The 25631-nt window shown below is 64.5% G+C and carries 20 protein-coding genes and 1 tRNA gene; 4 read left to right on the forward strand and 17 right to left on the reverse strand.

Annotated elements, in window-relative coordinates:
- Window positions 1-12: 12 nt before the first annotated feature.
- From NGK62_RS04705 to rpsO, 4 genes are all read right to left on the reverse strand, one after another.
- Window positions 13-1230: a threonine ammonia-lyase gene (locus NGK62_RS04705; protein WP_251877644.1), complete on the reverse strand. Its 1218-nt coding sequence runs from the start codon at window positions 1228-1230 to the stop codon at window positions 13-15.
- Between the two features lie 13 nt (window positions 1231-1243).
- Window positions 1244-1906 (reverse strand): hypothetical protein, encoded by a 663-nt coding sequence (locus tag NGK62_RS04710; protein ID WP_410469166.1) that lies wholly within the window; start codon window positions 1904-1906, stop codon window positions 1244-1246.
- A 288-nt stretch (window positions 1907-2194) separates the two neighbouring features.
- Window positions 2195-4357, reverse strand: a complete 2163-nt coding sequence (gene pnp, locus NGK62_RS04715; RefSeq protein WP_059373832.1) for a polyribonucleotide nucleotidyltransferase — start codon at window positions 4355-4357, stop codon at window positions 2195-2197.
- A 90-nt stretch (window positions 4358-4447) separates the two neighbouring features.
- Window positions 4448-4717, reverse strand: coding sequence for a 30S ribosomal protein S15 (gene rpsO, locus NGK62_RS04720; protein ID WP_006223612.1), 270 nt, complete (start codon window positions 4715-4717; stop codon window positions 4448-4450).
- 312 nt (window positions 4718-5029) lie between these two features.
- Between rpsO and NGK62_RS04725 the strand changes: the two genes are divergently transcribed.
- On the forward strand, window positions 5030-5548 hold the full coding sequence (locus NGK62_RS04725) for a hypothetical protein (protein ID WP_059373831.1): 519 nt from the start codon (window positions 5030-5032) through the stop codon (window positions 5546-5548).
- 65 nt (window positions 5549-5613) lie between these two features.
- Here NGK62_RS04725 and pssA read toward each other — a convergent pair whose 3' ends face one another.
- The 4 genes from pssA to NGK62_RS04745 form a co-directional block, all read right to left on the reverse strand.
- Entirely contained in the window at window positions 5614-6387 is a 774-nt protein-coding gene (pssA, locus tag NGK62_RS04730) for a CDP-diacylglycerol--serine O-phosphatidyltransferase (RefSeq protein ID WP_059373830.1), read from the reverse strand.
- Between the two features lie 178 nt (window positions 6388-6565).
- Window positions 6566-7582 (reverse strand): ketol-acid reductoisomerase, encoded by a 1017-nt coding sequence (gene ilvC / locus NGK62_RS04735; RefSeq protein WP_013391929.1) that lies wholly within the window; start codon window positions 7580-7582, stop codon window positions 6566-6568.
- A 76-nt stretch (window positions 7583-7658) separates the two neighbouring features.
- The gene (ilvN, locus tag NGK62_RS04740; protein ID WP_054450173.1) at window positions 7659-8150 is read right to left on the reverse strand and encodes an acetolactate synthase small subunit; all 492 of its coding nucleotides are present in this window, start codon (window positions 8148-8150) and stop codon (window positions 7659-7661) included.
- Between the two features lie 11 nt (window positions 8151-8161).
- Window positions 8162-9931, reverse strand: coding sequence for an acetolactate synthase 3 catalytic subunit (locus NGK62_RS04745; RefSeq protein WP_255423500.1), 1770 nt, complete (start codon window positions 9929-9931; stop codon window positions 8162-8164).
- A 497-nt stretch (window positions 9932-10428) separates the two neighbouring features.
- Between NGK62_RS04745 and NGK62_RS04750 the strand changes: the two genes are divergently transcribed.
- Window positions 10429-12651, forward strand: coding sequence for an FUSC family protein (locus NGK62_RS04750; RefSeq protein ID WP_251877646.1), 2223 nt, complete (start codon window positions 10429-10431; stop codon window positions 12649-12651).
- A 58-nt stretch (window positions 12652-12709) separates the two neighbouring features.
- Here the strand turns inward: NGK62_RS04750 and yaaA are convergent, their stop codons facing one another.
- From yaaA to NGK62_RS04765, 3 genes are all read right to left on the reverse strand, one after another.
- Window positions 12710-13480: a peroxide stress protein YaaA gene (gene yaaA / locus NGK62_RS04755; RefSeq protein ID WP_054450168.1), complete on the reverse strand. Its 771-nt coding sequence runs from the start codon at window positions 13478-13480 to the stop codon at window positions 12710-12712.
- Window positions 13481-13494: 14 nt separating this feature from the next.
- Window positions 13495-14277 (reverse strand): 3-hydroxybutyrate dehydrogenase, encoded by a 783-nt coding sequence (locus tag NGK62_RS04760; protein WP_059373828.1) that lies wholly within the window; start codon window positions 14275-14277, stop codon window positions 13495-13497.
- Between the two features lie 102 nt (window positions 14278-14379).
- Window positions 14380-15597: a cation:proton antiporter domain-containing protein gene (locus NGK62_RS04765; RefSeq protein ID WP_118931710.1), complete on the reverse strand. Its 1218-nt coding sequence runs from the start codon at window positions 15595-15597 to the stop codon at window positions 14380-14382.
- A gap of 277 nt (window positions 15598-15874) precedes the next feature.
- Here NGK62_RS04765 and NGK62_RS04770 point away from each other — a divergent pair.
- Window positions 15875-15965 (forward strand) — tRNA-Ser (locus NGK62_RS04770).
- 145 nt (window positions 15966-16110) lie between these two features.
- Here the strand turns inward: NGK62_RS04770 and NGK62_RS04775 are convergent.
- From NGK62_RS04775 to NGK62_RS04790, 4 genes are all read right to left on the reverse strand, one after another.
- Window positions 16111-17700, reverse strand: a complete 1590-nt coding sequence (locus tag NGK62_RS04775) for a methyl-accepting chemotaxis protein (RefSeq protein ID WP_280015020.1) — start codon at window positions 17698-17700, stop codon at window positions 16111-16113.
- Between the two features lie 435 nt (window positions 17701-18135).
- Window positions 18136-18753: a flavin reductase family protein gene (locus tag NGK62_RS04780; protein WP_059373825.1), complete on the reverse strand. Its 618-nt coding sequence runs from the start codon at window positions 18751-18753 to the stop codon at window positions 18136-18138.
- 3 nt (window positions 18754-18756) lie between these two features.
- Entirely contained in the window at window positions 18757-19713 is a 957-nt protein-coding gene (locus NGK62_RS04785) for a carbon-nitrogen hydrolase family protein (RefSeq protein ID WP_251877650.1), read from the reverse strand.
- Window positions 19714-19728: 15 nt separating this feature from the next.
- Window positions 19729-21381: an MFS transporter gene (locus NGK62_RS04790; RefSeq protein ID WP_251877652.1), complete on the reverse strand. Its 1653-nt coding sequence runs from the start codon at window positions 21379-21381 to the stop codon at window positions 19729-19731.
- 172 nt (window positions 21382-21553) lie between these two features.
- Between NGK62_RS04790 and NGK62_RS04795 the strand changes: the two genes are divergently transcribed.
- On the forward strand, window positions 21554-22393 hold the full coding sequence (locus NGK62_RS04795; RefSeq protein ID WP_059373822.1) for an IclR family transcriptional regulator: 840 nt from the start codon (window positions 21554-21556) through the stop codon (window positions 22391-22393).
- A gap of 56 nt (window positions 22394-22449) precedes the next feature.
- Here NGK62_RS04795 and NGK62_RS04800 read toward each other — a convergent pair whose 3' ends face one another.
- Together NGK62_RS04800 and NGK62_RS04805 are read right to left on the reverse strand one after the other, a co-directional pair.
- The gene (locus NGK62_RS04800) at window positions 22450-23670 is read right to left on the reverse strand and encodes a porin (protein ID WP_251877654.1); all 1221 of its coding nucleotides are present in this window, start codon (window positions 23668-23670) and stop codon (window positions 22450-22452) included.
- 347 nt (window positions 23671-24017) lie between these two features.
- Window positions 24018-25604, reverse strand: a complete 1587-nt coding sequence (locus NGK62_RS04805; RefSeq protein ID WP_251877656.1) for an EAL domain-containing protein — start codon at window positions 25602-25604, stop codon at window positions 24018-24020.
- Between the last annotated feature and the right edge of the window lie 27 nt (window positions 25605-25631).

The following is a 25631-nucleotide window of genomic DNA, read 5'->3' on the forward strand; positions in this document are numbered from 1 at the left end:
GCGCCGGCGCGCTCAGTGGTCGTGGTTGCTGGCGGCAAAGCCCGCCGCGTTCAGTATGTCGATCACTTCCTGGATGTGCTCGTGGCCGCGCGTCTGCAGCACGAAATCCACCTCGACATTGCGCACCGGCAATGACGTGAACGCGCGCTGGTGGTGCACTTCGGTGATGTTGGCCTGCGCGTCGGCGATGAGCTTGGTGGCGTGTGCCAGCGCGCCCGGCAGGTCGCGCAGGTCCACGCGGATACGCGCCAGGCGGCCTGCGCGCACCATGCCGCGCTCGATCAGTTCGCCCAGCATCAGCGGGTCGATGTTGCCGCCCGTCAGCACCAGGCCGATGCGCTTGCCCTTGTAGCGGTCGCTACCCTCTTCCTGCGCGCGCAGCAGCGCGGCCAGGCCTGCGGCGCCCGCGCCTTCGACCACCGATTTCTCGATTTCCAGCAGCACCACGATGGCGTGTTCGATATCGCTTTCGCTGACCAGCTCCAGGCGATCGACCAATTGCGTCACGATGGGCTGGGTCAGCGCGCCCGGCGACTTCACCGCGATGCCTTCGGCAATGGTGTACGCGCCCTGCGGCATGGACACGCCCTTGACGGCCGCGTACATGGACGGGAAGCGTTCGGTCTGCACACCGATGATCTCGATGCCGGGCTTGAGCGCCTTGGCCGCGGTGGCGATGCCGGAGATCAGGCCGCCGCCGCCGATGGCGACGACCAGAGTGTCCAGCTGCGGTTGGTCTTCCAGCATTTCCAGCGCCACCGTGCCCTGCCCGGATATGACCGCCTCGTCGTCGTACGGGTGGATCATGATCAGGCCGCGCTCCTGCGCCAGCTCGTAGCCGCACGCCTTGGCGTCGTCGAAGGTATCGCCGGCCAGCACCACCTCGGCGCCGAAGCGGCGCGTGTTGGCGATCTTGACGGTGGGGGTGAAGCGCGGCATCACGATCACGGCCGGCACGCCCATGCGCTGGGCATGGTAGGCCACGCCCTGCGCGTGGTTGCCGGCGGACACTGCGATCACGCCCTTGGCGCGTTCTTCTTCCGACAGCGTCAGCATGCGGTTGAGCGCGCCGCGCTCCTTGAACGAAGCCGTGAACTGCAGGTTCTCGAACTTCAGCCAGATCTCCGCGCCGAAGATGTCGGACAGCGTGCGGGACAGGGTAAACGGGGTCTTCAGCACCTGGCCGCGCAGGTTCTCGCGGGCGGTCTGAATGGAGGCGATATCGATCACGATGGAAATCCTGTTAGCGCACCGGCAGGAAATTGAACAGCAGCAGGCCCTGCGCGTAGTTGATCCCGATGCGCCGCGTGTTCTCGCCCAGCAGATTCGCGATCAGATCCAGGCGGCCGATGATGGCGCCGAATTCGCGTTCAAAGCTGAGGTTGGTGGCGTTCTGGGACATTTCGTTGGCCAGCAGCAAGGGTTCGCCCTGGGTATTGCGGCGCGACGCCAGCAGCCAGGCGGCTGCCTCGACGTTCCGTGCGGCATTGTAGACCCGCTGCCCGTCCAGCGCGTCGGTGGCGTACAGGCGGGTTTTGCCGTTGTGGGCCGCGATGATGGTGTCGGCCAGGCCGTAGATGAAAGCGCCGACCCGGTCGCCGGAATAGTTGGGGTCCAGGGACACGGCCAGGATCTGGATATCGCGCAGCCCCGCCAGGTCCTTGGGCGGGACGCGGACCTCGATGGAATGCTTGACCAGCGACACCGCCTTGGCCAGATCGGGCGCGCCGGACTTGCGCCACTCGCGCGGATTGCGGCGGTAGAGCTTGTCCAGCAGGACATACAGGCTGGCCAGGTTGTCGCGCACCTCCAGCGTGACGGTGCGGTTGAAGTCGGTCTGGCCGAACTGGTCGGCGGACATGTCTTCGCTCTTGGGACCGCCCTTGCCCGGCGCGGGGCTGCTCATGCAGCCGCTCAGCAAGGCCGCAAGCAGCGCCGCGGCACTGGCGGATCTGGCCCACGCCGTCATGCCTTGCCCATCCGTTTCCCCCTTCTTTGCCACGTCGCGCGGGCCATCCTCCGTGGTCGGGGGGCCGCGCTCTCGCGCAAGACTTTACAGGAAGGTAAGCGCAGTTGGGAGATGTCCGGGGTCTGAAGAAGCAAGAAGATGAATCAGGACCGGCCGTCGCGGCCCAGGCCGGCGCATGAAAAACGGCGCCCGAAGGCGCCGTTTCATACTACCGGTCAAGCAGGCTTATTCAGCTTGCGGTTCCGATTGCGGGGCGGCTTCGGGGGCCGCAGCGGATTGCTGCTGCTCGATGCCGCCGATGGCCTTGATGGACAGGCGCAGGCGGCCCTTGTCGTCGGCCTCGATGACCTTGACGCGGACTTGCTGGCCGACCTTCAGCACATCGTTGATGTTGGCGATGCGGTAGTTGGCGATTTCCGAGATGTGCAGCAGGCCGTCGCGGCCCGGCAGCACTTGCACGATGGCACCGAAATCCAGCAGGCGCAGCACGGCGCCTTCGTAGATCTGGCCCACTTCGACGTCGGCGGTCAGTTCGACGATGCGGCGCTGGGCTTCCTTGGCCTGCGCTTCGTCGACGCTGGCGATCACGATCGTGCCGTCGTCGGAGATGTCGATCTGCGTGCCGGTTTCTTCGGTCAGCGCGCGGATGGTGGCGCCGCCCTTGCCGATCACGTCGCGGATCTTCTCGGGGTTGATCTTGATGGTCAGCATGCGCGGAGCGAAAGCCGAGAGCTCGCCGCGCGAACCGTCCAGCGCTTCCTTCATCTTGCCCAGGATGTGCAGGCGGCCTTCGCGGGCCTGAGCCAGCGCCACTTGCATGATTTCCTTGGTGATGCCCTGGATCTTGATGTCCATCTGCAGTGCGGTGACGCCGTTCTCGGTGCCCGCAACCTTGAAGTCCATGTCGCCCAGGTGATCTTCGTCGCCCAGGATGTCCGTCAGCACGGCGAACTTGCCGCCGTCCAGGATCAGGCCCATGGCCACGCCGGCCACGTGATCCTTGACCGGCACGCCGGCGTCCATCATGGCCAGCGAGCCGCCGCAGACCGAAGCCATCGACGACGAGCCGTTGGACTCGGTGATTTCCGAGACGATGCGGATGGTGTACTGGAAGTCTTCCGGAGCCGGCAGCAGCGGGATCAGCGCGCGCTTGGCCAGGCGGCCGTGACCGATTTCGCGGCGCTTGGGCACACCGATGCGGCCCGTTTCGCCGGTGGCGAACGGAGGCATGTTGTAGTGCAGCATGAAGCGGTCGCGGTACTCGCCCATGAGCGCGTCGATGATCTGCTCATCCTGCTTGGTGCCCAGCGTGGCCACGACCAGCGCCTGGGTTTCACCACGGGTGAACAGCGCGCTGCCGTGTGCGCGGGGCAGCACGCCCAGACGCACGCTGATGGGACGCACGGTCCGGGTGTCGCGGCCGTCGATGCGGGGCTCGCCGTTCAGGATCTGGCCGCGCACGATGGCGGATTCCAGCGAGAACATGATGTTGTCGACAGCAACGGCGTCCGGCGCCGCTTCGCCCTTTTCGGCGGCGGCGGCAGCCAGCTTGGCCGACACGTCAGCCGACACTTCGCGCAGCTTGGTGGTGCGAGCCTGCTTTTCGCGGATCTGGTAGGCGGCGTTCAGGCCTTCCTGGGCAGCGGCGGTGACCGCGGCGATCAGGGCTTCGTCCTTGGCGGGCGCTTGCCAGTCCCAATCGGGCTTGCCGGCGTCCTTCACCAGTTCGTGAATGGCGTTGATGACGGCCTGCATTTGCTGGTGGCCGTAGACCACGCCGCCCAGCATGATTTCTTCGGACAGCTGGTCGGCTTCGGATTCCACCATCAGCACGGCGTTTTCGGTGCCGGCGACGACCAGGTCCAGCTTGGACGACTTCAGCTGCGAGGCGGTCGGGTTGATGGCGTACTGGCCATCGATGTAGCCCACGCGCGCGGCGCCGATCGGGCCGTTGAACGGGATGCCCGAGATGGCCAGCGCGGCCGAGGCGCCGATCATGGCGGGGATGTCGGGATCGATTTCAGGATTGACCGACAGCGTATGGATGACCACCTGGACTTCGTTGTAGAAGTCTTCGGGGAACAGCGGACGCAGGGGACGGTCGATCAGGCGCGAGGTCAGCGTTTCCTTCTCGGAGGGCTTGCCTTCGCGCTTGAAGAAGCCACCCGGGATGCGGCCGGCGGCGTAGGTCTTCTCGATGTAGTCAACGGTCAGCGGGAAAAACGTTTGACCCGGCTTGGCCTTCTTGGAAGCCACGACGGTGGCCAGGACGACGGTGTCCTCGATCGACACCACAACGGCGCCGGAGGCCTGGCGAGCGATCTCGCCAGTTTCCAGGACGACCGTGTGCTGGCCGTACTGGAACGATTTTGTCACTTTGTTGAACATGACGATTATTCCTTACAAATGAAAAACCGTGGCCGTCGCGACATACGTCGCACCGACCACGGTTGCGTCATGGGGAGCCAGCCCCGTCGATCACTTGCGCAGACCGAGTTTTTCGATCAGTGCGCGGTACGAATCGGGATTGCGGCCCTTGAGATAGTCGAGCAGCTTGCGGCGACGGCTGACCATACGGAGCAGACCGCGGCGCGAGTGATGGTCCTTCATGTGTTCTTTGAAGTGACCGGTCAGTTCGTTGATGCGGGCGGTGAGCAGAGCCACCTGAACTTCGGGGGAGCCGGTATCGCCTTGAGCGCGTTGGAATTGCGCGACGATATCGGATTTCTTGATGTCAGCTACAGACATTTATGACCTCTTCGGACATGCGACAGGGCCGAGGCGCCCTGACGTGGTTTGGAAAAATTTTGCGCGAACCTGGCGGAATTCGCTTTCTCACTGCTGCCATTGATGACTCAAACAGAAGCCTGGAACCCGGGTGTGGACGCGGTGTTTCGACACCGGGGCCTGGCACCTGGACCAGCTCTGCGGCCAGCGCAAAGGATGTTGCAAGATCAATACACTTGATAAAGCTCGATGATTATAGCTGATTCGCTAGAATTACCCCAATGAGGGCCGCCTGCCCCGCTGCAGGCCGCGATGCCACATAAGGAGCAAGACATGTCTAAATATTACAAAGGCGCCCGCCTGGCGCTGGCCGCCGCCGCGTTGGCCGGGCTGGCCGCCTGCGCGAACATGGCCCAGATTCCTCCCGGCACGCCCTACGCCGACGTGCTGACCCAGTTCGGCCAACCCAACTTCGAATGCCCGCAAGCCAATGGCGGACGGCGCGTGATCTGGACGCAGCAGCCCATGGGCCAATATGCCTGGGGTACCAATGTCGGCACCGATGGGCGCGTGGGCCAGGTGGTGCCGCTGCTGACGGATGCGCATTTCAAGGTGCTGAGCGAAGGCGAATGGGGTCCCGACCGCGTGCGCTGCGAATTCGGCCCGCCCGCGCGCATCGAGGAAGCCGGCCTGGGCGAGAAGCGCGAGGTGGTCTGGTCGTACCGTTACAAGGAAAACGGGGTCTGGAACTCGCTGATGTACGTGTACATGAGCCGCGACGGCAACAGGCTGACGCACTTCCATCCCGGCCCGGATCCCATGTACGACGACGACCGGTTCATGTGGCGCTGATTCCCCCGCCCTTGAAAGACAAAACCCGCCATCCGGCGGGTTTTGTTTTTAAAGACTGCCGCCAATCACGAAGATTGGTTACGGCGTTCCTGCGTCAGGCGGCGCGCGCGGTTCCAGCGCCAGGCCCACATGATCCAGCCCGACAGGCCGTACAGCACGAACAGGCCGAACAGCACGACCGGAGGATCGCTGGACACGAAAACGAATACGGCCACTACCAGCAGGATGCCCCAGAACGGCACGCTGCGGCCCAGGGCGAAGCTCTTGCCGCTGAAGAACGGCGCGTTCGACACCATGGAAATGCCCGCGTACATGGTCAGCGTGAACGCCGCCCAGGCCATCAGGCTGTCATGGATGGGCAGCTTGTTGTCCACGGCCAGCCAGACGAAGCCCGCCACCAGCGCACCGGCCGCCGGGCTGGGCAAGCCCTGGAAGTAGCGCTTGTCGACCACGGCGATGTTGGTGTTGAAGCGCGCCAGACGCAGCGCGGCGCCGGCGACATAGACGAACGCGGCCAGCCAGCCCCAGCGGCCCAGATCGTTCAGGATCCATTCGTACATGACCAGCGCGGGCGCGACGCCGAAGGAGGTCATGTCGGACAGGGAGTCGTATTGCTCGCCAAACGCGGACTGGGTGTTGGTCAGGCGGGCGACCCGGCCGTCCATGCCGTCCAGCACCATGGCCGCGAAAATGGCGATGGCGGCCACTTCGAAGCGGTCGTTCATGGCCTGCACGACGGCATAGAACCCCGCGAACAGTGCGGCGGTGGTGAACGCGTTGGGCAGCAGGTAAATGCCGCGGTGGCGGTTCTCGGAATCGCGCATGGAAAAATTGGGCATGGTCTCAATAACTTACAACGAACACTGAAAGGTTAACCCATCTGGCCCCGCTTGCGGGGCGAAGCAAGCCGCGTGCCCGGCCGATCGACGGGAAGCCTGCAAAAAAAAGCGGCATGCCCTCGCAGGCATGCCGCTTCGACCCTGATTGCGCGGGGCAAGCCCCGCGCAGTGGCATGGATCAGTTCTTGGACTTGTCCACCAGCTTGTTGGCGGCGATCCAGGGCATCATGGCGCGCAGCTTGCCGCCCACTTGCTCGATCTGCGATTCCGCGTTGATGCGGCGGCGCGAGGTCAGCGTCGGAGCGCCGGCGGTGTTTTCCAGGATGAACTTCTTGGCGTATTCGCCGGTCTGGATGTCCGTCAGGCACTGGCGCATGGCCTTGCGGGTTTCGTCGGTGACGATCTTCGGACCCGTTTCGTACTCGCCGAACTCGGCGTTGTTCGAGATCGAGTAGTTCATGTTGGCGATGCCGCCTTCATAGATCAGGTCGACGATCAGCTTCAGTTCGTGCAGGCACTCGAAGTACGCCATTTCGGGCGCGTAGCCGGCTTCCACCAGCGTGTCGAAACCAGCCTTGATCAGTTCGACGGTACCGCCGCACAGCACGGCCTGTTCGCCGAACAGGTCGGTTTCGGTTTCTTCGCGGAAGTTGGTTTCGATGATGCCGGCACGGCCGCCGCCGTTGGCGCTGGCGTACGACAGGGCCACGTCACGCGCGGCGCCCGACTTGTCCTGGTACACGGCCACCAGATGGGGCACGCCGCCGCCTTGCTTGTAGGTGTTGCGCACGGTGTGGCCCGGGGCCTTCGGGGCGATCATGATGACGTCGATGTCTTCACGCGGCACGACTTGGCCGTAGTGCACGTTGAAGCCGTGGGCAAACGCCAGGGCGGCGCCGGGCTTGATGTTGGCGTGCACTTCCTTGTTGTAGACCGAGGCGATGTTCTCGTCGGGCAGCAACATCATGACGATGTCGGCGGACTTGACGGCGTCGGCGACTTCCTTGACTTCCAGGCCGGCGTTGGCGGCCTTGTTCCACGAGGCGCCACCCTTGCGCAGGCCGACCACGACCTTCACGCCGGACTCATGCAGGTTCTGCGCGTGCGCGTGGCCTTGCGAGCCGTAGCCGATGATGGCAACAGTCTTGCCCTTGACCAGGGAGAGATCGCAGTCTTTGTCGTAGAAAACTTTCATGGTTGTGCTCCAGATTCCAGTATTTTGGATATTTGTTTAATTCAGATGTAGGGTGCGGCTTGGCCTGGAAGGCCGGTCAAATCTTCAAAATCCGTTCACCGCGTCCGATGCCGGACACGCCGGTGCGCACGGTTTCAAGGATTGCACTGCGGTCCAGGGCCTCCAGGAAGGCCTGTACTTTTTCCTGCACCCCGGTCAATTCGATGGTGTAGGACTTGTCGGTCACGTCGATGATGCGGCCGCGGAAGATATCCGCCATGCGCTTCATTTCCTCGCGCTCCTTGCCGACCGCGCGCACCTTCACGAGCATCAGCTCGCGCTCGATGTGCGCGCCTTCGGTCAGATCGACGACCTTGACCACATCCACCAGGCGGTTCAGGTGCTTGGTGATCTGCTCGATGATCTCATCGGAACCGGTGGTCACGATGGTCATGCGCGACAGCGTGGAGTCCTCGGTGGGCGCCACGGTCAGGGTCTCGATGTTGTAGCCCCGCGCGGAAAACAGGCCCACCACGCGCGACAGCGCGCCGGGTTCGTTTTCGAGGAGGACGGAAATCACGTGCTTCATGGGTGGCCTCCTTACAGGTCTTCAGAGCCAAGCAGCATTTCGGTCAGCCCGCGGCCGGCCTTGACCATCGGCCACACGTTTTCGGTGCGGTCGGTGATGAAGTCCAGGAACACCAGGCGATCCTTGTGCTTCTTGAACGCTTCGCGCAGCGCCGGCTCGACGTCCGCCGGGCGTTCGATGCGCAGACCCACGTGGCCATAGGCCTCGGCCACCTTGACGAAATCGGGCAGCGAATCCATGTAGGATTCGGAGTAGCGCGAACCGTAGTCGATCTGCTGCCACTGCCGGACCATGCCCAGGAAGCGGTTGTTCAGGCAGATGATCTTCGGCGTCAGGCGATACTGATGGCAGGTCGACAGTTCCTGGATGTTCATCTGGATGGAGCCTTCGCCGGTGATGACGGCGACGTCGTGTCCAGGATTGGCCATCTGCACGCCCATGGCGTACGGCAGGCCCACGCCCATGGTGCCCAGGCCGCCGGAGTTGATCCAGCGGCGCGGCTTGTCGAACTTGTAGTACTGCGCGGCCCACATCTGGTGCTGGCCCACGTCGGAAGTCACGAAGGCGTCGCCGCCAGTCACTTCCCAGAGCTTTTCCACCACGAACTGCGGCTTGATGACTTCGTCCGAGTTGGCGAACTTCAGGCATTCCTTGCCGCGCCAGGACTCGACCTGCTCCCACCACTTGGCGATCGGGGCGGGCTTGTGCTCGGCTGCAGCAATGTCGTACTGCGCGCTGAGGTCGGCCAGGACGTCCTTGACGTTACCGACGATCGGGACATCCACGCGCACGCGCTTGGAGATCGACGAGGGATCGATATCGATATGGATGATCTTGCGCGCGTTCTGGGCGAAGTGCTTGGGGTTGCCGATCACGCGGTCATCGAAACGGGCGCCGATGGCCAGCAGCACGTCGCAGTGCTGCATCGCCATATTGGCCTCGTACGTGCCGTGCATGCCGGGCATGCCGACGAACTGGCCGCTGCTGGCCGGGTAGCCGCCCAGACCCATCAGGGTGCTGGTGCAAGGCGCGCCCAGTTGCGACACGAGCTTGTTCAGCTCGGGCGCGGCGTTCGACAGAATGACCCCGCCGCCCGTGTAGATCATGGGCCGCTCGGCGGCCAGCAGCATCTGCACGGCTTTCTTGATCTGCCCCTGGTGGCCCTTGTTGACGGGCGCGTAGGAGCGCATCGAGATCTCGCCCTTGGGCGGCGTGTACTTGCACTGCGCGATGGTGATGTCCTTGGGGATATCCACCAGCACCGGGCCGGGACGGCCGGTGCGCGCGATGTAGAACGCGCGGCGCATGGTTTCGGCCAGGTCCTTGACGTCGCGCACAAGGAAGTTGTGCTTGACGCAGGGACGCGTGATGCCGACGGTGTCGCATTCCTGGAAGGCGTCCTCGCCGATGGCCGCAGTGGGCACCTGCCCGCTGATGATGACCATGGGGATGGAATCCATGTAGGCGGTGGCGATGCCGGTGACGGCATTGGTCACGCCCGGTCCGCTGGTCACGAGGCAGACGCCGACCTTTTGCGACGAGCGCGAATAGGCATCGGCGGCGTGCACGGCGGCCTGCTCGTGACGAACCAGGATATGCTGGAATTTGTCTTGCTTGAAAATCGCGTCGTAGATGTAAAGCACCGCGCCGCCGGGGTAGCCGAAAACGTGTTCCACGCCTTCATCGGCCAGGCAGCGCACGACGATATCGGCGCCATTCAGTTCCATGTTGTCATTCCTTTCAGTACCGGCCCTGCAACCCTGACTGCTGCTCGCCCGGATACGGCGGCAACTGAACCCATACCGGTCCCGACAACATGATCCGGCGCTTTGCGGCTCACGGAGCCACGCCACCCGGACACCTTGCCGACCCGGCACACGCTCGACAGAACGCAGTGCAAACGCCCCTTGGGGACGCTGGAGGTCGAAATGGAAGCCTTGGCAACACACGCTTGTGGCGCGGCCAACGGCAGGTGTAACTGCTGCGGGATGGCTGGGAGGTGACCCTGGCAATCCGCCTCAACGCACCGGTTTCGGATAGGCAGACCGATGCAAGTGGAGCAATTTACCGCGTTGCGTCAAAGGTAGCAAATCGACCTTTCCCGCAGCGTTGCGCGGAAGGTTCGGTAACCATCTGGCCCCGGAAAAACCCCCACGCTGCGCGCTACGCGCTTGCTGCCCCCCAAGGGGGCGTTTTTTGCCTTGGGGCGGCCGGGCGGCAAAAAATATGGGACAGTCTCTCTATACTTGTTTCGTCGTCCTGAACCGAGCCCCTGCCCATGGATTTGCGCATTGCCAGCATCCGCCGCTTCCTCTACAGCCACTACTTCTTCGGAGGGGTGCGTCAGGGAGTGGGAATGCTGTTGCCCGTGCTGGTGCTGGGCGGCCTCTTCGGCAACTACACCACCGGACTGGTCGCGACCTTCGGCGCGCAATGCCTGGCCATCATCGACCAGCCGGGCGGGCCGCAACGCCACCGCACCAACGAGATGCTGGGCGGCGCGGCGCTGGGCACGCTGACGGTCGTCATCACCGGCTTCGCATCCTCGCACCCCGTGCTGATCTGGCTGGCGGTCATCGCGCAGTGTTTCGTCTATTCGATGTTCACGGTGTTCGGCAAGCGCGGCGGGCTGATCGGCTTTGCCGGCCTGCTGCTGATGACCCTGACCATGCACTCCCCGCTGGCGCCGCACGAGGTGTTGGCGCACGCCGCGGCCACCCTGGGCGGGGCGCTGTTCTATGTCGCGTTCAGCCTGGGTTTCTCGCGCCTGTTCTGGCTGCGCGAAGAGCAGCAGGCCATGTCGGTGGCGCTCTTCGCCACCGCCGACTACGTGGCGGCGCGCGCCACTTTCTACGATGAAACCGCCGACCTGGACGACGCCTACCGCGAGCTGATCCAGCGCCAATCCGTCATGACGGAAAAGCACCAGGCGGCGCGCGACATGGTGCTGCGCGCCCTGCCCCGAGGCAAGGGGCTGGGCGACCGCCAGCGCGTGATGATCTGGAACATGTTCGTCGACATGCTGCAGCTGCTGGACACGCTGGTGGCCACGCACACCGACTACGCGGCGCTGCGCCGCGCGCTTGCCGGCAGCGACTGCCTGATGTTCATGCGCGACGCGCTGGTGAAGATGTCGCTGGAGCTCAACCGCATCGCGCTGGACGTGTCGCGCGGGCGCAAGGTGCAGTACCGCAGCAGCGCCAAGGCCGAACTGCGCGCCATCGAATACGAGATCGAACAGCTCAAGCAGCAGGGCCTGGGCGAACGCGAGCCCGAGATGCTGGCGCTGATCGTCCAGGTGCTGCGCCGGCTGCGCAATTCGGCGCGCATCGTCGACCGCCTGGCCGACCACACCGCCGCCTCGCCCGACGCCAAGCCCACCGACGTGCTGCGCATCAACAAGTCGCTGACGCGCTTCATTTCGCGCCAGGAATTCCGCGTGGGGCTCCTGACCAGCAACCTGCGCCTGGACTCGCCGCACTTCCGCTACGCGCTGCGCGTCACGGCGGCCGCGGCCATCGCGATGACGCTGGCCAGCCAGTGGCTGTCGCCGGCGTTCTCCGCGCACAACTACTGGATCATGCTGACGATCGTCATCATCATGAAGCCGGGCTTCGCGTTGACGCGACAGCGCAATAGCTGGCGCCTGACGGGCACGCTGATCGGCTGCATCCTGGCCTTGCTGCTGTTCAACCTGACCGACCGGCCCGAACTGCTGTTCGCCGCGCTGCTGGGGGCCTGCATCATGGGCAACAGCCTGGTGCAGCTGAACTACATGGCCAGCGCCACCTTCAACACGCTGTTCGTGGTGCTGGTGTTCCACTTCGTGTCGCCGGGCACGGTGTCCATGTCGGTGATCGGCGAACGCGCCATCGACACGCTGATCGGCTGCGCGCTGGCGCTGATCTGCAGCTACATCCTGCCCTGGTGGGAAGCCCGCTACCTGAAACCGCTGGCGGCCGCGGCCACGCGCGCCAACCGCGAATACCTGATCGCCGGTCTGCGCTACGTCGAGGCCATGCAAGCCCACGGCGCGCCTGTGGGCGCCGCCGCCGGCGAGACTCCGGCGGTCACGGACGCCGACCTGGCCTGGCGGCTGGCGCGCAAGAACGTGCACATCTCCTTCAGCAATTTCGCCGAGGCGTTCTACCGCATGATGAGCGAGCCCACCTCGCATCAGGTAAGCGTGCCGGAGCTCAACAACCTGCTGATCCAGAACCACATCCTGGCCTCGCAGATCACGGCGGCCATCCCCATTCTGGCCGGCCTGCCGGCCACGCCCGAAGCCGTGCAGCGGGCGCTGACCGGCATGGTGGACCTGCTGGACGAGAATCGGGTGCAGGCGCCCACCGGTCTGCCGACCCAGTTCGACACCGAAGGCGAACAGGCCGCGCTGGTCTATCCGGTCAAGCAGATGCTGAAGGCGACGCACATGATCCGCCAGGAACTGCACGCTCTGGCCGATCCCACGCACGCGCCGCCGGTGGCGGCGGCTGCGTGACTGCCGCCGCTTGATCTGGCGGAATGGGAAGAATCCGGGCGCGAGGCCCGGGACCGGATCAGACCTTGCGGCGGAACACCAGCTTGTCTTCCGACGAGGCGGAGGCGTCGAACTTGTAGCCTTCGAGGTCAAACCCCTGCAGGCCTTCGGGCTTGGACACCTTGTGCAGGATCGCGTAGCGCGCCATCAGGCCGCGCGCGCGCTTGGCGTGGAAGCTGATGACCTTCCAGGCGCCGTTCTTCCAGTCCTGGAACACGCATTGCACGACACGCGCCTTCAGCGTCTTCAGGTCGACCGACTTGAAGTATTCCTCGGACGCCAGGTTGACGATCACGGGCGCCTTCTGGCCGGCCTGCCGTTCGTTGAGATAGTCGGCGATGGCCGGGCCCCAGTACTCGTACAGGTTCTTGCCCTTGGGCGTGGCCAGGCGCGTGCCCATTTCCAGGCGGTACGGCTGCATCAGGTCCAGCGGACGCAGCACGCCATACAGGCCGCTCAGGATGGCCACGTGCTCCTGCGCCCAGTCCAGCTGCTTGGCCGACAGGGTGGCGGCCTCCAGCCCTTCGTAGACGTCGCCGTTGAAGGCCAGCACCGCCTGGCGCGAGTTGGCCTGCGTGAAGCTGCGCTTCCAGTGGGCGTAGCGCTGCACGTTGAGTTCGGACAGCGCCGGGCTCAGGCTCATGAGCTCGGAGATATCCTCGGCCGACTTGGTTTTCAGCACCTTGATGAGGCCGGCGGCCTGGTCCACGAACAGCGGCTGGGTATGCGTCTCGATGTGCAGCGGCGAGTCGTAATCCAGCTTCTTGGCGGGAGAAAGCAAAAACAGCATTCCGGAATTCCTTTTTAGCGTGCCGTCCAGCCGCCATCGACCGAGACGGACGTACCTGTGATTTGCGCGGCGGCATCCGAAGCCAGGAACACGGCGGTGCCTCCCAGTTGCTCCGGCGTCACGAATTGCAGCGACGGCTGCTTTTCGCTCAGCAGTTCGCGTGCGGCGGTTTCCTGATCGACGCCATCCTTTTCCGCCAGCGCGGTGATCTGCTTTTCAACCAACGGCGTACGCACCCAGCCCGGGCAGATGGCGTTGGCGGTGATGCCCTGGCCGGCCGTTTCCAGCGCGGTCACCTTGGTGAAGCCGACCACGCCATGCTTGGCGGCCACGTAGGCCGACTTGTTGGCCGAAGCCACCAGGCCATGGGCCGAGGCGATGTTGATGATGCGGCCGAAGCCCTGCTTCTTCATGTGCGGCAAGGCTGCTGCGGTGCCGTGGAACACGGCCGACAGGTTCAGCGCCAGGATCGCATCCCATTTTTCGGCGGGGAAATCTTCGATCAAGGCGGTGTGCTGGATGCCGGCGTTGTTGACCAGGATGTCGATGCGGCCCAATTGGCGCACGGCGTTCTCGACCAGCTCGCGCACGGCCGCGCCCTTGGACAGGTCGGCGCCGTCGTAGATGACCTTCACGCCATGCTTGTCAGCCAGGCTGGCGCGGAGCTTTTCGATTTCGGCGGCATCGCCGAAGCCGTTCAAGACGATATCGGCGCCTTGCTGGGCAAAGGCAGTGGCAATACCCAGGCCGATGCCGCTGGTGGAACCGGTGACAAGGGCGACTTTTCCTTTAAGCATGAGCATTCTCCTGTGGTCGGGCACATTGGACGGGCCAAGCAAGGGTCAAGTGTAGCTGCCCGGCATGACGGCAATCATGCCATGCCCGCACGGCCCGCAGGGTCAAGCAGCGGGCGGAGTGTCGCGCGGCGCAGGAGGTTTCGGCGCCTCGTCCTGGGCCGATTCCGCCGTTGGCAGATCGGCCATGCCGCCCCGGTTTTCGGGTATGCGTTCCAGCAGCTTGATCAGCATCGGCACCACGCCCATCGAAATCGCCACGATGACGGACAGCACGTCGCGCTGTTCCAGGTTCACCAGATTGTTGTCCCAGGCTTCATTGAAGATGGCAAAGCTGAACTCGCCGCCCTGCGCCAACGCCAGCGCAAACAGCAGCCGGTGATAGCGCGGCAACCCGAGAAAGCGGGAAAATCCATAAAGAATCAAGGCCTTGACCAGTAGCAGCGCGAGTACGCCCGCGGCGATGAACGGCCAGTGGTTGGCCACCACCTTCAAGTTCACGGACATGCCGATGGCCACGAAGAACAGGCCCAGCAACAAGCCCTTGAAGGGGTCGATCGCCTTTTCCAGATCGTGCCGGTAGCGCGATTCGGCCATCAGCACGCCCACCAGGAATCCCCCCAGGCCCGCGGACAGGCCGGCGAAGTCGAACAATTGGGCAGCGCCCACCACCATCAACAAGGCGGCGGCAGTAAACAATTCGTTCAGTTGCGCCTTGGCTGCCCAGCCCAGCAGGCGCAGACGGTAAGCGGCGGCGACCACCAGCACGGCGATCAGCGCCTCCTTGAAGGACGGCGCCGAGGTGCCGTCGGAGCCCAGCAAGCCCGCCGCCACCAGCATGGGGATCGCCGCCATGTCCTGGAACAGCAGTATTCCCAGCGCCGACCTGCCCAGCGGCGTGCGCGTCAGCACGCGTTCGTCCAGCAGCCGCAAGGCCACCGCTGTGGACGACAGGGCCAGCGACAGGCCGCAAAGGATCGCCGCCTGCCACTCCATGCCGGCCAGGTGCCGCAGCGCCGCGCCGAACACCACCGCCAGCAGCAGCCCGCAAGCCAGCATCTGCAAGGAACCCAGCACGAAGACTTCGTTGCGCATGGCCCACAGGCGTTTCGGCGAAAGCTCCAGCCCGATGATGAACAACATCATCACCACGCCCCACTGGGACACATTGATCATGGTGTCCACATTGGTGACGAGCCTGAGGCAGGACGGCCCCACCAGCACGCCGGCCAGCAAGTATCCCGGAATGGCGCCCAGGCCCAGCAGCTGGGTCAAGGGCACGCACAGCACGGCCGCAAGCAGAAGGATAAGGATGAGATCCATGGGACTAGCGGTTCCGGGATGAGCGCCGAGACGAGAAGAGTGCCGGGCAGGGACGCCGGGCAAGTGGAATTCTGGGCAAAGATCGCAGCCACTGAAAGCCAGTTGAAACCCGCTGTGGGGGACTTTCAACTACCCCCTTTACACAAACAAAAAAAATCCTGTAGAATTGCGGGCTTCGCTGCTTCGACAACGAGATCCTTCCGACCAGGGGTCTTTAGTGGAAGACCCGGCTCTGGGGCAACCCGGCCAGGACAACCGCCGTTACGAAACCCAGCAAGGAGAGGTGGCAGAGTGGTCGAATGTACCTGACTCGAAATCAGGCGTACGGTATCCCCGTACCGTGGGTTCGAATCCCACCCTCTCCGCCAGTATTCAAGCACTGATGATGAACTCAAAAGTGCGACTCAAAAGCCCCTTTCGAGGGGCTTTTGTTTTTCTGCGCCAGCCCCTTTCGAGGGGCTTTTGTTTTTTCTGCGCCAGCCCCTTGAGAGGGGCTTTTTTCGCGTTTCCCGGCTAGTAGGCCGCGAGCTGCAAGGCCGCCGGCGCCGCAACGGCGACGCCCGCCCGGCTACTCCCCGGCAACTTGAACGCACTGACCGCCCGGGTCAGTTCCGCCGTCTGATCCTGCATGGACCCTGCGGCAGCGGCGGCTTCTTCCACCAGGGCAGCGTTCTGCTGCGTCACCTCGTCCATCTGCGACACGGCCAGATTGACGTGCCCGATGCCATCGGCCTGCTCGGCGGAGGCCGCGGCAATCTCACCCATGATGTCCGTCACGCGCCGCACCGCGCCGACGATCTCCTGCATCGTCGAGCCAGCGCGCTCCGCGCTGCCGGAGCCCTGCTCGATCTTCTGCACGGTGTCTTCGATCAGGGTCTTGATCTCCTTGGCGGCCTGGGCGCTGCGTTGCGCCAGGGTGCGCACCTCGGCGGCGACCACGGCGAAGCCCTTGCCCTGTTCGCCCGCGCGCGCCGCCTCCACGGCCGCGTTCAGGGCCAGGATGTTGGTCTGGAAGGCGATGCCCTCGATCACGGAGACGATGTCGGCGATCTTGACGGAACTGGCCGAAATCGCGCTCATGGTGCTGACGACTTCGGTGACCGTCGAGCCGCCCAGCGCCGCGGTTTCAGACGCAGCCGAAGCCAGCTGGTTCGCCTGCACGGCGCGGTCGGCGTTCAGCTTCACGGTGGAAGACAGCTGCTCCATGGACGCGGCGGTTTCCTCCAGGGACGCAGCCTGCTGCTCGGTCCGGGAAGACAGGTCGGTGTTGCCCGCGGCGATCTCGCCTGAAGCGGACGCAATGCTGTCCACGCCCGCCCGTATCCTGGCGACGGTGCCGGCCAGATTGGCGTTCATGGATTCCAGCGCCCGCATCAATTGCCCGATCTCGTCGCGCGAAGTCACGCTTATGGCACTGGTGAGGTCGCTGGCGGCCACCGTGCGCGCCACGCGCACCGCCTCGGACAGCGGGCGCGTGATGCTGCGCGTCAGCAGGACTGCCAGCAACAGCCCGCTGATTACCGCAACGGAGCCGATGATGATCATCCAGAGATTGGCCGTGCCGTAGGCGCCTGCTATGTCGGCCGCGCGGGCGTCGATTTCCGCGCGCTGCAGACTGGACAGACGCGTGATCTGATCGATGAACTGGCGCGTGGCCGGCAGGAACTCCCGATTGAAAATCGTGTCGGCCGCCTGCACATTGCCTTCCTGCTTGGCCTTGAATATGCCGTCGCGGGTGCGCAGGTAGTCCGCCCGGGATTTCCGGATGCCTTCCCACAGCTCCTTTTCCTGATCGCTCTGGATCAGCGGCTCGATCTGCTGCTGCAGCGCCGAGGAATTACGGGTGGAGGTCGCCGCTTCTTCCGCGAAGAAGCCGGCCAGACTCGCATCGGCGCTCTTGGCGATCGCAGTGGTGCGGGTCACCCCGGACTGGATATTGCGGGCCCAATCGTTGATCAGGCGTTCCTTGATCAGGGAACGCTGCGTGACGGTCTCGACCGATTCGTTGATGTTGGCCAGACTGACCAGACCCACCACGCACATGACGATGATCATGGCCAGCAGGATGGCGAATCCACCCGCAAGACGGGTTCCAAGCTTCATGTTGTTCATATTGCTCCCGGCTACTCCCGGAGCAAGCACGGATACGCACCCAGGCAGAAGCTCGGCGCCGGGCAGTCCCCGCCGCCAATGCAAGCCAGATGCCCGTAAGCCCCTGGATATCCGCCCCCAAATTTATGTCCGTTGTATATGAAAAATGCCGCCGAAAGCCTCGGTTGCGAGAGCAGACGAGACAGCCGGCGGAATGCTAACAGCGCGGATTTGGCCCGCATCGGGAGAAATGAAGAGCGAATTGACGCAAGCTCTTCCCTTTGCGTCGCCGGCGCCAGGCTGCCGGCCATCAATCTCGCATCCTTAGCGGTGCGCGGCCTTGACGCCACGCAAACGGACCGCCGGGAAGCCTGTCTCTTTCAGCTCGTCGTCCATAAAAAAAGGCGGCTCAAACGAGCCGCCATTTTCCTCAGCAATCCTGGCGTGTCACAACGGCGCCGTCGGCCGCGCCAGCTGGAACAGGTCCGTGCTGCGCGCGTACCAGCCGCCGCCGTGCATGCGCGCGATCAGCCCCATGGCCGGCGTGTCCATGTAGCCGCGTTCGGCGTCCAGCACGTAGGCATCATCGACATGCGCGCCCAGCACCCGCCCGATCACCACGAGCTGGCGCGGGCCGGTCACGATGGTCGCCTGGCTGACGCATTCCAGCGACACCGGGGAGCCCTTGATCAGCGGAGGACGCACATGGGACGCCGGCAGCGCGGTCAGGCCGGCCGCGGCCATCTCGTCCACGTCCGCCGGGTAATCGGCGCAGGTCTGGTTCATCTGCGCGACCAGCGACTCCGGCACCAGGTTCACCACGAACTCGCCGTTCTCGATGATGTTGGCGCCGGAGTCCTTCAGTTCTCCGCTGGCATGGCGCATCAGGCCGATGGCGACCGTCGGCGGCTGATGCCCCATGACGTTGAAGAAGCTGAACGGAGCCGCGTTGACAACGCCTTTGCCGGAAACCGTGGTGAGCCATGCGATCGGGCGCGGGGTGACGGTCGAGGTCAGCACGTTGTAGACCGTCTGCGCCGGCAAGGCGCTGAAATCGAAATGCATGGATCAGGCCTCCTGCTGCCCGGCATTCAGCGCCGACACGGCGCGCTTTTCGCGCGTGTCGACCTGCAGCTGGAACACGTCCGGACGGGCATAGTGGCCGGAAACGTCGAAGTCATACTTGCCGCGCAGGACCTGGTTGGGATTGATGTCGGCGTACAGGATGGTTTCGGCGGAAAAATCCGGACCCGCCAGCACTTCGCCCAGCGGATCGATGATGGCGCTGCCGCCGCGCATCAGCACGGTATCGGGCGCATCGCCCAAGGCGCATTCGAAATCGTCGGGATAGGCATCGCGGCGCAGGTGCTGGCAGGCCGTGAGGACGTAGCAGCGGCCTTCCAGCGCGATGTGGCGCATGCTGGGAATCCAGGAATCGCGGTCATCGGCGGTCGGCGCGCAATACAGCGCCACGCCCTGGCTGTACATGTACATGCGCAGCATGGGCATGTAGTTTTCCCAGCAGATGACGGCGCCGATCTTGCCATAGGGGGTGTCGAAGACGGGCATGGTGGAGCCGTCGCCGAAACCCCAGATCAGGCGTTCGCCGGCGGTGGGCATGAGCTTGCGGTGCTTGCCCGCCAGCCCTTCGCGGCCATTGAAGTACAGCACGGTGCAGTACAGCGTGCCGCCGTCGGCTTCGATGCAGCCCATGACCACGAAGCTGTCGGTGTCGGCCGCGGCCTGGGCCACCAACGCGACTTCCTCGCCGTCCAGCCGGATGGCCTGGTTGTGATAGCTGGCGAAGGCGTCCCGGCCTTCAGGCTTGCGCATGCCGATGGGCGCGCCGAAGGAGTTGCCCTTGGGGTAGCCGCCCAGGAACGCCTCGGGGAACACCAGCACGCGGGCGCCCTGCTCCGCCGCCTGCCGGATCAGGGCTGCCGCTTTCTGGGCGCAGGCGACGCTGTCGGTGGGAATGGACGCCGCCTGGATGACGGCAGCCTTGAAGCTCTGTTGCGTGGACATGTCTCTCCTTTTTTCTCAGTGTGCAGCGTCTTCGTCGATGGCGCGGGCACGGGTGTTCGGCAGGAACAGGCTGCCGATGACGCCGACCACCGCGGTCACCACGACCGGATACATCAGGCCGCCAAAGATATTGCCGCTGGCCTGGGCCAGATAGGTGGCGGTAAAGGGCACGATGCCGCCGAAGATGCCGGCGCCGATGTGGTACGGGAAGGATAGCGCCGTATAGCGGATGCGGGCCGGGAACAGTTCGACCAGATAGGACGCCACCGGGCCGTAGACCATGGCGACCACGGCCGTCATCAGCACCAGGATCAGGATGATGGTCGTGCGGTCGACGCGCGCGGGATCGGCGCGCTCCGGATAACCGGCGGCCGTCAGCGCGCTGGTGTAGGCGGCGCGGTCAAAGCCGTTGACGGTCGTGCCGCCCACGCTCATGGCGATGCTCTGGCCGGGCAGCGGCGCGGCGTATTCAAAGTTGATGCCCTTGCCCACCAGGAATTTCTTGGCCTGCACGCAGACCTTCTTGTGGTCGGCATGGCTGCCGATCATGGCGGCCTGCAGCCCGAAGTCGCAGGCGCCGCCGCTGGTATCGGCATGCACGCGCACCGGCGTGCTCTGCATGGCTTGCGCCAGGGCCGGGTTGCCCGCCTTGAGCAGCACGTCGAACATGGAGTGGTAGCCGATGGCGGCAACGAACAGGCCGACCATCATGATCCACTTGCGGCCGATGCGGTCCGACAGCCAGCCGAACAGCACAAAGGTCGGCGCGCCGATGATGAAGCCGATCAGGATCAGCGTGTAGACGCTGGTCTGGTCCAGCTGCACGGCCTGCTGCATGAAGATCATGACGTAGAACTGGCCGGTGAAGTAGGTGGCGCCCTGGCCGGCGGTGACGCCGATCAGCGCCAGCAGCACCAGCCGCAGGCTGGACCATTGGCCGAAGGTCTCCTTGACCGGATTCTTGGACAGGCGGTTCTGCTGCTTCATGCGGGTGAACACGGGCGACTCGTGCAGCTTGGCGCGCACGTAGATCGAAATCGCCAGCATCACGATCGACAGGATGAACGGCAGGCGCCAGCCCCACTGGCGGAAATCCTCGGCGCTCATGGACGCCTGGGTGCACAGGATCACGATCAAGGACAGGATCAGGCCCGCCGACGAGGTGATCTGGATCCAGCCCGTCAGCAGCCCGCGGCGCTTGGGTTCGCAGTGTTCGGCCACGTAGATGACCGCGCCGCCGTACTCGCCGCCCACCGCCAGCCCCTGCACCACGCGCAGGGTCAGCAGCAGGATCCACGACAGGTGGCCGGCTGATTCATAGGTGGGCAGGCAGCCGATCAGGACGGTCGCGCCGCCCATCATCACCACGGTGATGAGGAAGGTGTACTTGCGGCCCAGCTTGTCGCCCAGGTAGCCGAACATCACCGCGCCCAGGGGCCGGATGATGAAGCCTACCGCCAGCGCGCCCAGCGCGGCCAGCAGCGCCACGGTGGGGTTGTCCTGCGGGAACAGCACCTGGCTCATGAAGACGGCCAGGGTTCCGTAGATGAAAAAGTCGTACCACTCGAACAAGGTGCCCAGGGTCGAGGCCACCACCACCTGGCGTTCCTCTTTCCTGCTGAGCGTCGGACCGGCGTCGATCCGCTGCATTGCCACATTCGCTTCCATGCCTGCTTTCCCCAATCGCTTTAGATTGATAATGCTGTAGTCATTAACTATTATCAAACTTAAACCAAGGCCTGAAAAAGCTAGGGAAAACCCGGCGCGACGGTCGCGCCTCCTGGCCGGAAGCGCGGCGCCCCGCTGCTACACTCGCGCCAGAAAAACAGTGGAGGCAGCAATGGCAAGGCCCGCCGGCAAGATGGAAAAGAACGCGGAACAGGCGCCTGCCGCCGCGCGCAGGGGCATCCAGTCGATCGAAGTGGGGTTCCGGATCCTGGACGTCATCCGCAAGGCCGGCCGTCCCCTGCCCCTGAAGGAAATCGCGGACGCCTGTGAATTGACGGTGCCCAACGTCCACTACTACCTGGTCAGCTTCCAGAAGGTGGGCGTGGTGCAGCAGCACGCGGATACCGGCCACTACGGCCTGGGGCCCTATGCCCTGCGGCTGGGCCTGGCGGCCCTGGAACAGTTCGACGTATTCACCACCGCCCGGCCCATCATGGCCGAAGTGGCCGCGATCACCGGCCACACCGTATTCCTGGGCGTGTGGGGCAACAAGGGTCCGACCATCGTCTACCGCGTCGAAGGCGCCCGCAGCCGCCCCCTGCTGGAACTGCGCGTGGGCAGCGTGCTGCCGCTGCTGTCCTCGGCGCTGGGCCGCAACTTCCTGGCGCACCTGCCGGAAGCCAGCACGCGCGAACTGCTGGAACAGGAAATGGCCTCAGCCGGCTCGGACGGGTACGGCGGCAAGTCCTATACGCAAAAGGACGTGCAGGCCATCCGCGAGGAAGTGCTGGAGCACCACCTCAGCCGTTGCCGCGACGCGCTGCTGCCGCACTTCACGTCGCTGTCCGCGCCCATATTCGACATGCTGGGCGAGATGAAGGCCGCCATTACGCTGATGGGGCCGGTGGGCGCCATCGACGACGACCTGCAATCCGATACCGCGCGACTGCTCAGCGAGAAGGCGCGCTCGATCTCGGCGACGGCGGGCTGGGTGGAGCCGCAGGCGCGCTGAGCGGCGTGCGGCAGGTGTCGCCGCCGCACCTGACACAAGGGCTCAAAAACAAGGGCTCAAAATCGTTGCGAGATGCCAAAGGCGAGCGTCGTGGTCGTGGCGCCCATCTCCCGCGGAACGTTGGCGGCGATGCCAAAAGCGGACCCTGAGCTATTCAAGAAGCCCGCCATCCGCGTGTAAACGCTAACCCGCTTGGACAGCTGATAGTCGTAGCCGAGCACCCCGCCAAAGGTGCGATCTGATCGGCCATTGATGGTCCGGTACAAAAGCAACGCTCGAAACACGTGCGGGCCTTGCAGCAGCAAGGAGCCGACCGACATCATCTGAGCGCCGTATGTGCCGGGCACGTTGGAACTGATCCTGCCGTATCCAATGGATGTCTGCAGCGCGCCCGTCGTATGGGCGGCGCTGATGGCGATCACATCGGTACGGGACGAATCCAGCGGAACCTTGTTACGCCCCACAGGATTCGCCGGCCTTATCGCACCGTAGGATGCGCCAAGCGACCACGGACCGCGCGAGTAGTTCGTCTGGATGCCCGCATAGCCATTGACGAACTTGTCGCTATTGCGGCTGATTTCGCCTGTGCCTACATTCCCGGAGTACCGCGGGGCATACACCGCATATATGACTACCCCGTCCATCGATGGAGTCTGGTAGGAAATCGCATTGTCGATCCGCTGCGGCAGCGGGGCGATGCCTGCCCCAAGATCTGTCACGAGCTGGGGGAAGAACGCCACTGGCGAGAACCGTTGAACGAAGAAGAACGGGTCCACCGACACGGGTAGCGCGGCGGGATATTGCCTGCCCAGCCTGAGCGTGCCCCAGGCATCCGAACTGACCGCTATGTTTGCCTCGCGGTTGTACGTACTGGTGGGATGCAATTGCCTGCCGTTCGTCGTATCGACGTCGCCTTCCAGACGAAAACTGACACGCACCCCGTTGCCCAGGTCTTCGACGGTCCGAATGCCCCTGAACGAATCAGAGACGCCGCCAGAGCCCATCCGGACGGTCCCCGTTCCGCCATTGCGTCCGTGCATCATGAACGTATCGACAACGCCATACAGCTGCACCGTGGCCGCCCTCGAATCCGCCCAAGGCGCGCACGACAGGACCGGGATTCCGCACAGAAGCAATTGCAGTAACAGGCGCCGAGGCTTAATGCCGCCCGTTCGAACATCAATGGCGCAACGGCCTATTGCGCCGGCAATCGCCATTACCAGCGCAGCAAAAGCAGCTATCCGGCAAACCATGACGCCAACGCCGGCGACAAGCATGGGTTCGAACCCAGCATGCACAAGCAGCGGCAACCTACAGCCGGCGCAATCCTGTTGCGTTGGCAAACCTGACCGGGGCAACTGCCCCCACTGACGAATGGCTACATCTTGGCGCACGCATGTCTCCCGAGATTTGTTGTGGTCAGCCATATCGACAACGCCAGCAACGGCCCTCCTCCACCTTCGCCGCCCATCAAGCTGTCGTGGCCCGCCAGTTCAGAATGTGAATTCTGATTCTATTATTCCGATTTGGCAGACGTGAGAACAATGCGGGATTTCCCGAAGCGATGAAAACGGCACGGCACGGATCCAGGCGACCGATCAGGACAAAGCCGCGCCCCCCGGCCTCACCTCCGCGCGTCGGGCAGCCGGCTGGGCGGCGGCGTGCTGGCCACGTTTTTCTTGTAGTACGCGATGAACTCCGGCGCCGGCATGGGCTTGCCGTACAGCCAACCCTGGCCGAAATCCACCTCGCGCGCTTTCAGGTGGTCTTCCTGTTCCTGGCGCTCGATGCCTTCGGCCACAGTCAGCAGGTTCAGCGACTTGGCCATGTCGATGATGTGGTCCGTGACCTTGTGGGTCGCGGAATCGGTGCCGATGGTGTCGACGAAGGACTTGTCGATCTTCAGCGAGTCGAGCGGCAGCCGCTGCAGATAGGACAGGCTGGAGTAGCCCGTGCCGAAGTCATCGATGGCCACGGCATGGCCTTGCGCACGGGCCTGTTCGATGACGCTGCAGGCCTTGTCCACGTCCATGAAGCCGCGCTCGGTGGCTTCCAGCCAGATCTGCCGCGGATCGATGACCGTGCCTTCCAGCATGCGCTGCAACACCCGCAATGCCCCGCCATCCTTGAGATCGCTGGCGCTCAGGTTGACGGAGATGTGCGCTCCCCGGTCCTCGCCCAGCAGCTCCTCCATATCCCGGATCACCAGGCGAAACACCTCTTCGGTGATGCGGGCCATCAGGCCGTTGTCTTCGGCGATCGAGATGAACAGGTCGGGTCTCAGGGTCTTGCCGCCGCGCCGGATCCAGCGCACCAGCGCCTCGGCGCCGATGCAACGGCCTGTGCGCAGGTCGATAATGGGCTGGTAGTGGACGACGAATTCCCGCCGCCTGATGCCGGCGGCCAGTTCGCCCGCGATCGACAGGCGCCGGCGCGATAGCCAGACGACCAGCGCGATCATGGCGGCCGCGACCAGCGTCCCCATGGGCAGCCAGAACAGGCGCTCGCGCGGCAGCATGTCCAGCGCTTCCGTCTGCGGTTCGAGCAGGACGACGGCCAGGTCCGCATTGCGCGCGACGGCGCTGAGGTAGGCCTCGTCGATGTCCAGCTTGCCGCCATTCAGCGCCTGCGACACCAGCACGAGATCGGGGTCGTTGCGGGTTCCCAGCATGCCCACGCCCGGCAGGACCACGGCGAGTTGCGCGCCGTCCGTGAGCGCCTTTTCAGTGAACCGGCCGGGTTCGAACAAGGCGCTGTAATCGCCGTGGCGCACCGCCACCATCCTGATGCCGGGACTCAAGACGGGCACCGCATCCAGCAACAGGCGTCCGCCGTTGGCCAGTTCGACCTGGGCCGGAACCAGCGGCTCTTCGTAGCTGGGCACGCCCCAGGTAGTGCACTGGACGATCCCGCCCGCCACATAGGACAGATCGTCCACGGCCCGGTCCCGCAGGGCCAGCGCCCGCATATGGCGGATGTGCTGGGGCGAACAGGGCTCGAATGCCAGCTCGTCCAGATCGCGTAGCGTGGCCACGGTCTGGTCCAGCAGATCCTGGGTGTCCCTCAGGATGCGCTGAGCCTGGTCGTCCAGATAGCGCTGCTCGCCCGCGACGGCGCGGGACCAGGACATGTGCAGCGCGAAGCCTATGGGCAACAGGGCCGCGGCGGCGGCGAGAGCGATGGCGATGCCGATTACAAGCTTGCGCGGCATCGAGGCCGTCCCCAGGGATCGCCGGCT

Source organism: Achromobacter sp. Marseille-Q4954, from assembly GCF_943737025.1.
In the GTDB taxonomy this organism is placed as follows: Bacteria; Pseudomonadota; Gammaproteobacteria; order Burkholderiales; family Burkholderiaceae_B; genus Achromobacter; species Achromobacter bronchisepticus_A.

Excerpts from the sequence above, each read along its gene's own strand:
- NGK62_RS04710 (WP_410469166.1), bottom strand. The coding sequence starts at position 1,906 with ATGAGCAGCCCCGCGCCGGGCAAGGGCGGTCCCAAGAGCGAAGACATG.
- pnp (WP_059373832.1), bottom strand. The coding sequence starts at position 4,357 with ATGTTCAACAAAGTGACAAAATCGTTCCAGTACGGCCAGCACACGGTC.
- rpsO (WP_006223612.1), bottom strand. The coding sequence starts at position 4,717 with ATGTCTGTAGCTGACATCAAGAAATCCGATATCGTCGCGCAATTCCAA.
- NGK62_RS04725 (WP_059373831.1), top strand. The coding sequence starts at position 5,030 with ATGTCTAAATATTACAAAGGCGCCCGCCTGGCGCTGGCCGCCGCCGCG.
- pssA (WP_059373830.1), bottom strand. The coding sequence starts at position 6,387 with ATGCCCAATTTTTCCATGCGCGATTCCGAGAACCGCCACCGCGGCATT.
- ilvC (WP_013391929.1), bottom strand. The coding sequence starts at position 7,582 with ATGAAAGTTTTCTACGACAAAGACTGCGATCTCTCCCTGGTCAAGGGC.
- ilvN (WP_054450173.1), bottom strand. The coding sequence starts at position 8,150 with ATGAAGCACGTGATTTCCGTCCTCCTCGAAAACGAACCCGGCGCGCTG.
- NGK62_RS04750 (WP_251877646.1), top strand. The coding sequence starts at position 10,429 with ATGGATTTGCGCATTGCCAGCATCCGCCGCTTCCTCTACAGCCACTAC.
- yaaA (WP_054450168.1), bottom strand. The coding sequence starts at position 13,480 with ATGCTGTTTTTGCTTTCTCCCGCCAAGAAGCTGGATTACGACTCGCCG.
- NGK62_RS04760 (WP_059373828.1), bottom strand. The coding sequence starts at position 14,277 with ATGCTTAAAGGAAAAGTCGCCCTTGTCACCGGTTCCACCAGCGGCATC.
- NGK62_RS04765 (WP_118931710.1), bottom strand. The coding sequence starts at position 15,597 with ATGGATCTCATCCTTATCCTTCTGCTTGCGGCCGTGCTGTGCGTGCCC.
- NGK62_RS04775 (WP_280015020.1), bottom strand. The coding sequence starts at position 17,700 with ATGAAGCTTGGAACCCGTCTTGCGGGTGGATTCGCCATCCTGCTGGCC.
- NGK62_RS04780 (WP_059373825.1), bottom strand. The coding sequence starts at position 18,753 with ATGCATTTCGATTTCAGCGCCTTGCCGGCGCAGACGGTCTACAACGTG.
- NGK62_RS04785 (WP_251877650.1), bottom strand. The coding sequence starts at position 19,713 with ATGTCCACGCAACAGAGCTTCAAGGCTGCCGTCATCCAGGCGGCGTCC.
- NGK62_RS04790 (WP_251877652.1), bottom strand. The coding sequence starts at position 21,381 with ATGGAAGCGAATGTGGCAATGCAGCGGATCGACGCCGGTCCGACGCTC.
- NGK62_RS04795 (WP_059373822.1), top strand. The coding sequence starts at position 21,554 with ATGGCAAGGCCCGCCGGCAAGATGGAAAAGAACGCGGAACAGGCGCCT.
- NGK62_RS04800 (WP_251877654.1), bottom strand. The coding sequence starts at position 23,670 with ATGCTTGTCGCCGGCGTTGGCGTCATGGTTTGCCGGATAGCTGCTTTT.
- NGK62_RS04805 (WP_251877656.1), bottom strand. The coding sequence starts at position 25,604 with ATGCCGCGCAAGCTTGTAATCGGCATCGCCATCGCTCTCGCCGCCGCC.